Source organism: Halorubrum alkaliphilum, from assembly GCF_017873815.1.
Classification (GTDB): Archaea; Halobacteriota; Halobacteria; order Halobacteriales; family Haloferacaceae; genus Halorubrum; species Halorubrum alkaliphilum.
Map to the genome: position 1 here is coordinate 1 of NZ_JAGGKQ010000045.1, position 8874 is coordinate 8874.

At 51.0% G+C, this 8874-nt stretch carries 9 protein-coding genes; 7 read left to right on the plus strand and 2 right to left on the minus strand.

What is annotated here, in order from left to right; translation table 11 throughout:
• The first annotated feature begins 344 nt into the window (after positions 1-344).
• Positions 345-1418, plus strand: coding sequence for a glycosyltransferase family 4 protein (locus tag J2751_RS15165; protein ID WP_209487266.1), 1074 nt, complete (start codon positions 345-347; stop codon positions 1416-1418).
• A 22-nt stretch (positions 1419-1440) separates the two neighbouring features.
• On the opposite strand, the gene J2751_RS15170 is transcribed toward J2751_RS15165, so the two are convergent.
• On the minus strand, positions 1441-2727 hold the full coding sequence (locus tag J2751_RS15170) for a glycosyltransferase family protein (RefSeq protein ID WP_209487267.1): 1287 nt from the start codon (positions 2725-2727) through the stop codon (positions 1441-1443).
• A 95-nt stretch (positions 2728-2822) separates the two neighbouring features.
• Here J2751_RS15170 and J2751_RS15175 point away from each other — a divergent pair, with 95 nt between their 5' ends.
• From J2751_RS15175 to J2751_RS15800, 4 genes are all read left to right on the plus strand, one after another.
• Positions 2823-3461, plus strand: coding sequence for an IS6 family transposase (locus J2751_RS15175; protein WP_209487268.1), 639 nt, complete (start codon positions 2823-2825; stop codon positions 3459-3461).
• A 118-nt stretch (positions 3462-3579) separates the two neighbouring features.
• Positions 3580-4044 (plus strand): dTDP-4-dehydrorhamnose 3,5-epimerase family protein, encoded by a 465-nt coding sequence (locus J2751_RS15180; protein ID WP_209487269.1) that lies wholly within the window; start codon positions 3580-3582, stop codon positions 4042-4044.
• On the plus strand, positions 4041-5114 hold the full coding sequence (locus J2751_RS15185; protein ID WP_209487270.1) for a glucose-1-phosphate thymidylyltransferase: 1074 nt from the start codon (positions 4041-4043) through the stop codon (positions 5112-5114). Before J2751_RS15180 ends, J2751_RS15185 begins: the two co-directional genes overlap by 4 nt.
• Positions 5115-5116: 2 nt before the next feature.
• Complete coding sequence (locus tag J2751_RS15800; protein ID WP_321168752.1) at positions 5117-5296, plus strand: hypothetical protein; 180 nt, start codon at positions 5117-5119, stop codon at positions 5294-5296.
• Here J2751_RS15800 and J2751_RS15190 read toward each other — a convergent pair.
• Entirely contained in the window at positions 5293-6171 is an 879-nt protein-coding gene (locus J2751_RS15190) for an SDR family oxidoreductase (protein WP_209487272.1), read from the minus strand. The genes J2751_RS15800 and J2751_RS15190 overlap by 4 nt on opposite strands.
• Before the next feature lie 53 nt (positions 6172-6224).
• On the opposite strand from J2751_RS15190, the gene rfbB reads away from it, so the two are divergent.
• Together rfbB and J2751_RS15200 are read left to right on the plus strand one after the other, a co-directional pair.
• Positions 6225-7145, plus strand: a complete 921-nt coding sequence (rfbB, locus tag J2751_RS15195) for a dTDP-glucose 4,6-dehydratase (protein ID WP_209487274.1) — start codon at positions 6225-6227, stop codon at positions 7143-7145.
• An 11-nt stretch (positions 7146-7156) separates the two neighbouring features.
• The gene (locus J2751_RS15200; protein ID WP_209487276.1) at positions 7157-8281 is read left to right on the plus strand and encodes a glycosyltransferase family 4 protein; all 1125 of its coding nucleotides are present in this window, start codon (positions 7157-7159) and stop codon (positions 8279-8281) included.
• The last annotated feature ends 593 nt before the right edge of the window (positions 8282-8874 follow it).

The following is an 8874-nucleotide window of genomic DNA, read 5'->3' on the forward strand; positions in this document are numbered from 1 at the left end:
GAAGATGCTCTTCTTCTATCTCGTTGTCTGCTTCGGTAGGTTCCACACTCTTCCCAAGCAGACACTTTCACTCAAACCCGATGTGATCGACTGAGTATGAATACTGCTACAAAGGTGTGGCCACAGAATGCGAGCAAGGCAGCAAGCCGATACGCCTTGGGTCCATATAATCTCAAGAATAGTAGAAGTAAAATAAGTGCGGTAAGAACAGCTGACACGACCATATCCACACGTGTTGACCGAGCTAATAAAAATCGCTCGTTTGATTATTATGGACTCGACATACACGATATGGAAAGTCCAGAATACAAGCTACTGCAAGTGAGATCCTAAGCCGATAGTCTATGACAGACATATCCGTTTTATTTCTCACAAAATACGATAGAAAGGGTGCTAGCAGCCGATATCGGGCGTTCAAATACTTTCCTTATCTGGAAAAAGAAGGAATTCAATGTTCATATGAGTCGTTATTTACTAACAAATATTTAACAGACCTGTTCGAGAATGGTAATAGAAAAATAAGCCACATCGTAAAATGCTATGTTAGACGAATCTATGATCTTTTTTCAGCACATTCGTATGATTTAGTCTTCTTACAGAAAGAACTATTTCCGTATCTCCCTGCGGTTGTTGAACGACTTTTTTCTTCGGTAAACATCAGATACATTTTAGATATTGACGATGCTATATTCCACAACTACGATCTGTCTGACAATTATTTGGTCGAATATATTTTAGGAAAGAAGATTGACGTAGTAATGCGAAATTCGGAGATGGTCATTGCGGGTAATGAATACCTCGCTTCAAGAGCTCGTCAGGCAGGAGCACCATCAACTGAAATCATCCCTACCGTAATTGACTTAGATCAATATCCCACTGAACCCTCTGAACAAAATGGGAATCCATTTGTGATCGGTTGGATCGGTTCACCCTCGACATCGCATTATGTCGAAGAATTGAGTGACGTACTTCGTCGAATCGCCGATCAGCGTCAAATTGAGGTTCGATTGATCGGATCCGGTGATGTTTCATTACCCGGTGTTCCGTATGAGGTCCGAGAGTGGTCCGAAGAGACTGAGGTTGATGATCTTCGTGATATCGATGTCGGGATTATGCCTCTTCATGACACACCCTGGACGCGAGGCAAGTGTGGATTCAAATTGATTCAGTACATGGGTATGTGGAAACCCGTGGTTGCCTCTCCAGTCGGTGTAAATCGAGATCTCGTTGATAATGGTGTGAATGGATATCTCGCCGATTCACAAGCTCAATGGATAAATTCATTACTTGATCTTTGTGACAATCCGGATAAACGAAACGCTATGGGCGTGAATGGGCACAATATTGTTGAGGATAACTACTGTTATAGTGTCACTGGCCCAAAAATTGTGGATATAATTAAAAACAGCACCGTGTAGAAAATTGCTGTATAGTGATTAACTAATATATGTCAGCATAACTATTTGCAATCTTCGTGGTGTCAAAATTTTCTTTCGCGAATTGTCTACAATTCTCGGATATTTCTTTTTTATTGGAAATAACCTCGCCGATTTGTTTTAAATTGTCTTTTGATAGAGGTTCGGAGGGGCAGTATGAATCATTTTTGTTAAAATGGAGTGATATCTCACAGCCGAGATTATTTTTATGTATAATCTCTGCGGCACCCTCTACATTCTGATTTACGATCGTAGGAAGACCTGCTGAACAATATTCGACGAACTTCGTTCCAATTCTTATAGATGCGTTATCTAAGATATACAATCCCAGATCTGCTTGAGACAGTAGCGTAGGGACCTGCTCAAAGTCTGGGTTTTTAATTATATAATTTTTTCTACTAATACTATATTCTTTTAATTTTCTCCGTAATAAACCATTTGAATCTGGGGGTATGAGGAATAAAAATTTCAGATTGTAGTTTGTCTCTAACAACTTCTCTATCACACAGCCATATTCATCTGGATTATTCCACAAGCTTTTATACATTGAACCAGAATAACAGATAAGAGTTGTAGAGTCATCGATATTATGATTTTCTCTAATCGACCTATCTCTAATTTTCTCCGGCGAAAATTCACTGGTATTTACATTGTTTGGGATTATTTTTGTTTTAACATCATTATATATATCTCTATAATGTTGGTCGTAGGTATTTGAGATTGCTATAACATAATCTGAGTGAATACACAGTTGTTTTTCCAATTTTTTCCACATCTTATAACTCAATGACTTCTTGGACCAATTCCCGCGGGTTATGTTCTCTTCGGGAAAATCTGATCTTGGATCAAATATCAGTCTTATATCTTTATTTATGTATTTTATTGTTAGCACAGATATCGATATGGGATATGACCGACAATGGAACGTGTTAATTCCTTCTCTAATCTCCAGATATAATATGAACGGGATGGAATACAGCAGTACGACAACCATCCGTATCCAATCATATCTCCATCTGTTTGTCCATCCCTTATCACGAGTATATATTGGAATGGGAAATGGTGTTGGAATAGTTATAAATCGTATATTTTCTTCCTGTAACTCTCTATTCAGGTTAGAAATCTTACTCCTATTACGTAAATATTCATAGAATGGGAGAAACGATACAAGAATTATATCCTTATTTGTCAATCTATTAGATTGAAATATAACTTCAATTACCTGTCTTCTTAATAGATTTGACCAAGGTTTCTCGTTGAATGTAAAATACCCAACTTTACTGGATCCCATATATAAGAGTCAAATATGTAGACACTTATATTCTGTACATGCTGATTCAGGCGGTGTTAAGTTAAGGACGAGGCGGTCGGTGTTTCGAATGATCTATGTCCGAATCCAACCGCCTCAACGGCTCTACTAAATGGATAGACTTGGAGTTTGTGGAGCGAGAGCGGACACCCCACGAGATCATTGAAACCGGTATTCAACTCCATCTTGCCGGACTATCACTTTCGAATACCAAACAATATCTTGAGAAGTTGGGTGTCGAGCGAAGCCGAACAGCAATTCACAACTGGATTCAAAAAGCCGATCTACAGCCATCTGACGGTGCGAGCCCGAATCGCGTCGCGGTCGATGAGACTGCGATTCAGATCGACTCAGATAGATTCTGGCTGTATGCCGCCGTGGATCCTCGTACAAACGAATTCCTCCATGTTGACGTATTTCCCGTCCAAAACCAACAATTCACCTTGGTGTTTCTTCAAGATCTCAGGGAGAAACACCACGTTGATAATGCGCAGTTTCTCGTTGACGCTGGCGGACATCTCACAGCTGCACTTTCGCGAACCTCGCTCCGATTTCAAGTCATTCGCCATGGAAATCGAAATGCTGTCGAACGTGTCTTTAGAGAAGTAAAACGAAGAACCTCTTCGTTTTCAAATACATTTAGAAACGCGGAGCCAACGGCGGCAGAATCATGGCTCCGAGCCTTCGCCGTCTGCTGGAATCGATGCTTAAGTTAACACGACCCTGATTCACATAGGGTAACCTATTTATTTCTATATCTTCCTCTCGTAAACTGTTACTTCATATGATGTGATAACAGGTCTTATATTATACTGAATTAATAGGGGAACACAAATGATTGAGGACGTCGAAACCCGTGATCTCCAAGTAAACACAGACGAACGAGGGCACCTCGTTGAGATGTTTCGTGAGGATTGGGATGAGTACGATCCCGAACCCTCTATGTCGTATTTTTCGATGAGCTATCCCGGAGTGATCCGAGCGTGGCACCGACATAATCGCGGACAGATCGATCACTTCGTCTGCCCACAGGGACGGATCAAAGTCGGTGTATACGACGACCGCGACGCCTCGTCGACGCAAGGCGAGGTGAACACGTTCGTTATCGGCGAACACAACCAGCAGGTCGTCCGGATCCCCGGAGCGTGCTGGCACGGCTTCAAAGTAATCGGCAACGAACAGGCGCTTCTCGTGAACTTCCCGACGAACCTCTACGACTACGAGGATCCCGACGAAGAGCGACTTCCACACGATACTGACAAAATCCCGTTTGACTGGGATGGTGAACCCCACGAATGAAGGGTGTGCTTCTCGCCGGTGGAACCGGTTCGCGTCTGCGCCCGATCACACACACGGGCCCGAAACAGCTCGTCCCGGTCGCGAACAAGCCCGTGATACAGTATGCGATCGAGGACCTCCGTGAGGCGGGTATCACCGAGATTGGGGTCATTCTCGGGAACAAAGGCCGAGACGAGATCCAGTCGTTCCTCGGCGATGGAAGCGACCTCGGCGTCGAGATCACGTACATCGTTCAAGGGCGACCGCTCGGGCTCGCTCACGCGGTCGGCTGCGCCGAATCCTTCGTCGGAGACGACGACTTCGTCGTCTACCTCGGAGATAACATGCTCAAACGCGGCATCGTCGACGTCGTTGAGAGCTTCCAAGGCGGAGAGTTCGATGCCGGGATCGCGTTACAGGAAGTCGATAACCCGACGCAGTTCGGGATCGCCGCGGTCGGCGAAGCTGGGCGAGTGACACGACTCGTCGAAAAGCCGGACGATCCGCCGTCGAACCTCGCACTGATCGGTATCTACGTGTTCACGCCGAGTATCTTCGACGCTATCGAAGAGATCGAACCCTCATGGCGCGGAGAACTGGAGATCACTGATGCGATCCAGTACCTCCTGGACGATGGAGGCGCGATCGACTCACAGGTCGTCGAAGGTTGGTGGAAGGACACGGGAAAACCGGAAGACGTGCTCGAAGCAAATCGCTTAGTGCTCGAAGACCTCGACGCGAAACGCGCGGGGTCGATCGAGGACGGTGCCAAGGTAGAGGGACGCGTCGACTTGGCGGAGTCAGCGACTATCGAATCCGGATCGGTGGTCCGCGGTCCCGTATCGATCGACAAGAACACGACGATCAAAGCCGGGACGTACGTCGGTCCATACACCGCGGTCGGAGTCGACACCACCATTGCGAACGCCCACATCGAAAACAGCGTCGTGGTCGGAAACACCGAAATCACGACGAGTGGACGTATCATCGACAGCCTGATCGGTCGTGGTGCCGCGATCAACAGCGCGGAAGGCCGACTACCGGAAGGTCGACGACTTATAATCGGCGAGAACTCACAACTTGAGCTGTAATCATGCGAATTATAACCCTCGAATGTCCGGACTGTGGCACCGTGGTCGCCGCGAACGAGCTCGAAGACAATCGGATCATGAAATGTCCTGGGACCGGCTGCGAGTCCGTGTTACGATTCGATGATCTGTCCGAAGACGACCGCTCCTTTTATTTGGATAACAAAGAGCAGTACCGGCTCTAAAACAGCTCCGCGACGTTTTCCCGAAGTGTAGGCTGGGGCCGACCGAGGAGCTCCTCGATACGAGTTACGTCTAAGCAGGTGTGTCGTGGCCGCTCCGCGTCACGTTCCACATCGTCCATCGATCCCTTTCGTACCCTCGAATCATCGAATCCTGCCTCTTGAAGGATGGTTTTACCGAACTCAAACGGTGTAACACAGGAGTCGCTGGCGACGTTGAATGTCCCGCTGTGGTCCGATTCGAGCAGGTCAAGTATCGTTTCGGCGGTTGTCCAAGCATACGAGGGAGAGACGTACTGGTCGGTGAACAACGGGATCTCTACACCCTCAATCGCTTGACCGTGGACCCATGCCGGGAATCCTGATAAGGCCCCGTCAGGAGATGAACGACCGTAGACGAAAGACAATCGGAGGATCGATGGATCGGAGTGAACCTCTCGTACGAATCGTTCTCCCTCCAGTTTCGATCGACCGTACTCCTGACACGGACTCGGATCCACTTCCTCGGAATACGCGGAGTTCGTAGACCCGTTGAATACGTAGTCCGTGGACGTATGTATCAGGTCCGCACCAACCTGCTCGGCTGCATAAGCAACGTTACCGGCACCTTCCGCATTGACTGCGTGTGCCCGCTCCGGGTCGATTTCACACCCGTCGACATCCGTCATCGCTGCACAGTTGACGACTGCATCGGGCTGAACATCCGAGATAACTGAGTCGACATCTGCGCTGGCGGTAATATCCAGCTGATAACTCGGACAGTCGAACCCGGACTCGGAGGAGTGGTAGGTGGTAACGACGTGATCCGTTCGGTCGAGTGCAACGGAGGTAACGTTGCTGCCGAGTAATCCGTTGCCCCCGACAACGAGTAGCCGCATATTCATCGCTCTGATAGATAGTGATTTATATGTGACGACGTACCTTCAGATCAATGCGACTGCTCGTGACCGGTGGTGCCGGATTCATTGGCTCCAACTTCGTTCATCACATCCTCGATACCACGGATCACCACGTCGTGACACTCGACTCACTAACGTACGCGGGTGATACTGGGAACCTCTCTGACGTGCTCGATTCGGAGCGTCATCGGTTCGTTGAGGGAGATATCCGTGACGAACAACTCGTCGACGAGCTCGTGTCCGAATCGGACGTGATCGTCAACTTCGCGGCAGAGTCACACGTCGATAGGTCGATTCAGGACGCGGAGCCGTTCGTTTCGACGAACGTGGACGGAACCCGAACACTTCTCGATGCTGCAGTAGCCCATGACATTGAGCGGTTCGTGCAGATATCGACCGATGAGGTGTATGGAACCATCGAGTCCGGAAGTGTTGCGGAGGATGCTCCACTCGATCCACGAAATCCGTACTCTGCAACGAAAGCGAGCGCAGATCTACTTGCATTGAGTTATCACACGACACACGACCTCCCAGTGCTCATAACTCGATCCTCGAACAATTACGGACCCCGTCAGCATCGGGAGAAGCTCATCCCAAAGTTCATCACTCGTGCTGCCGCTGGTGAGAACCTACCCGTATACGGAGACGGATCCAACGTTCGCGAGTGGATGTATGTCGAGGACAACTGTCGGGCGATCATGGCTGTTCTTGAAAATGGGACTCCCGGAGAAGTCTACAACGTCGGTAGCGATATGGAACTGACGAACCTCGAAGTCACGAACGAGATACTCGATCTGGTCGGTGGGTCGGAAGAGCAGATCAAGTTCGTTGAGGACCGGCCGGGCCACGATCAGCGATATTCACTTGATGCGAGTAAGCTCCGGTCCCTCGGCTGGGAACCGGGCTGGGAGTTCAGTGATGGGCTGAGATCGACCGCCGAGTTTTATCTCTAATACTTCTCCATATGCGCCCACACGTCTGTTTCGTCTCGGATACGCTCCACACCTACCTCGGGTCCGGGATCGAGACGGGCGCGGGCGGGGCCGAACGCCAACAGTACAAGATCGCGACCGCGCTCGTCGACCGCGGCTACGACGTGACGGTACTCACCCGCGCATACGGCTCGCTGCGCCGCGAGACGGTCGAAGGAATCGACGTCCGGCGCGTGATCCCTGATACCCGCGGCGTCCAAAATGCCCCGCGTAAGGCCGCCCGGATTCTCGCTGCACTCCGTGAGGTCGACGCCGACCTCCACTACGTCCGCGGCAACCCCTTCCTCTGTATGGTGACTGCGCTGTTCACGCGCACAGTCGGCCGTGGCGCGTTCTGCTATCAGGTCGCCAACGACTCCAACGTCGAGCCCGGCCACCTCGCCGAGATGAACCCGCTCCTCCGCCGCGGCTACCTCGCCGCGATCCGGAGCGCCGACGCCGTCTGTGCGCTCACCCCCTACCAGCGTGACCTCCTCGCCGACGAACACGGCGTCGACGCCACCGTCGTCCCCTGTGGCTACGACCTCCCGCCCGAGAGCGATCTGATCGACCACGCCGACCGCGAGACCGTCCTCTGGGTCGGCCGCATGAACGAGGACCAGAAGAAACCGATGCGCTTTCTCGACCTCGCCGAAGCCCTCCCCGATCGGGAGTTCGTCATGGTCGGCCCCCACGACAACGACGATCCCGACTACTACGACCGGGTTGAGCGCCGCGCCGAGACCATCCCGAACTGCAACTTCAAGGGGTTCGTCCCCCCTGATGAGATTCACGAGTACTTTCGACAAGCGGCGCTGCTCGTCAACACCTCAGACTACGAGGGCTTCGGCAACGTCTTTCTCGAAGCGTGGCGCTACGAGACGCCCGTCGTCTCGCTGCACTACACCCTTCACGGCGTAATCGACAAAGAGCCCGTGGGCGTCCACGCCGGCTCGACTGACAGCCTCCCGGAAGCGGTGGAGGATCTCCTCGTCGATGTCGACCACCGACGTGAGTACGGCGTGGCCGGCCGCGAGCACGTCGCCGACGAGTATTCGTTCCCGAGCGTCCTCGCCGTCTACGAGACCGTCTTCGATCGGATCGCCCCCACGGAGTGACCGCTTATGAGTCCGTTCGGTCGCACCCGTCACGCCTGCCCACTCCGTCGCTGCTGACGTATCGATCGGTAACACACGATCTTGTGGGTTGGGTTTCAGTTCGGAAGCGATCCGTGAGCGAAATACCGCTCACACCACGTCCGTCTCGAGAGCGCGTTGGAACAACTCGTCCGAGATCCAAAATCTGCCTCTTGGAGCGCGTCAACTTCCGCTTCGAAATCGACTTCTTCCCGGTCAGATGCGCGAAGGAGAATTTGCACGACGCCGGTCGCTGAGAGGTCGTGACGCGTGGCCGTCGCACGTCTGTCACGCTCGTCAATGAGTACCGGGTCCGCATCGAGCACCAGAGAGCGTGATCGCGAGGCTCGAACCCACACCCCTCGTTTCGTCTGTTCTCCCCCGATAAACACCCTCCACTCGTTTCACGATGCGTCGTCACACTCCAAAACTTCGGTCGTGTTGCAAAGCGGTCTAGAGTTTGCCTCTGGTGCTCTCAACTGAGAGTTCACAGCTCATTGCTGTTTTGGTCGATCGTTGGAGCAGTTCGTCAAGGAACGATTGGTAGTACTCTGGATCAGCGTACTTCACCAGCC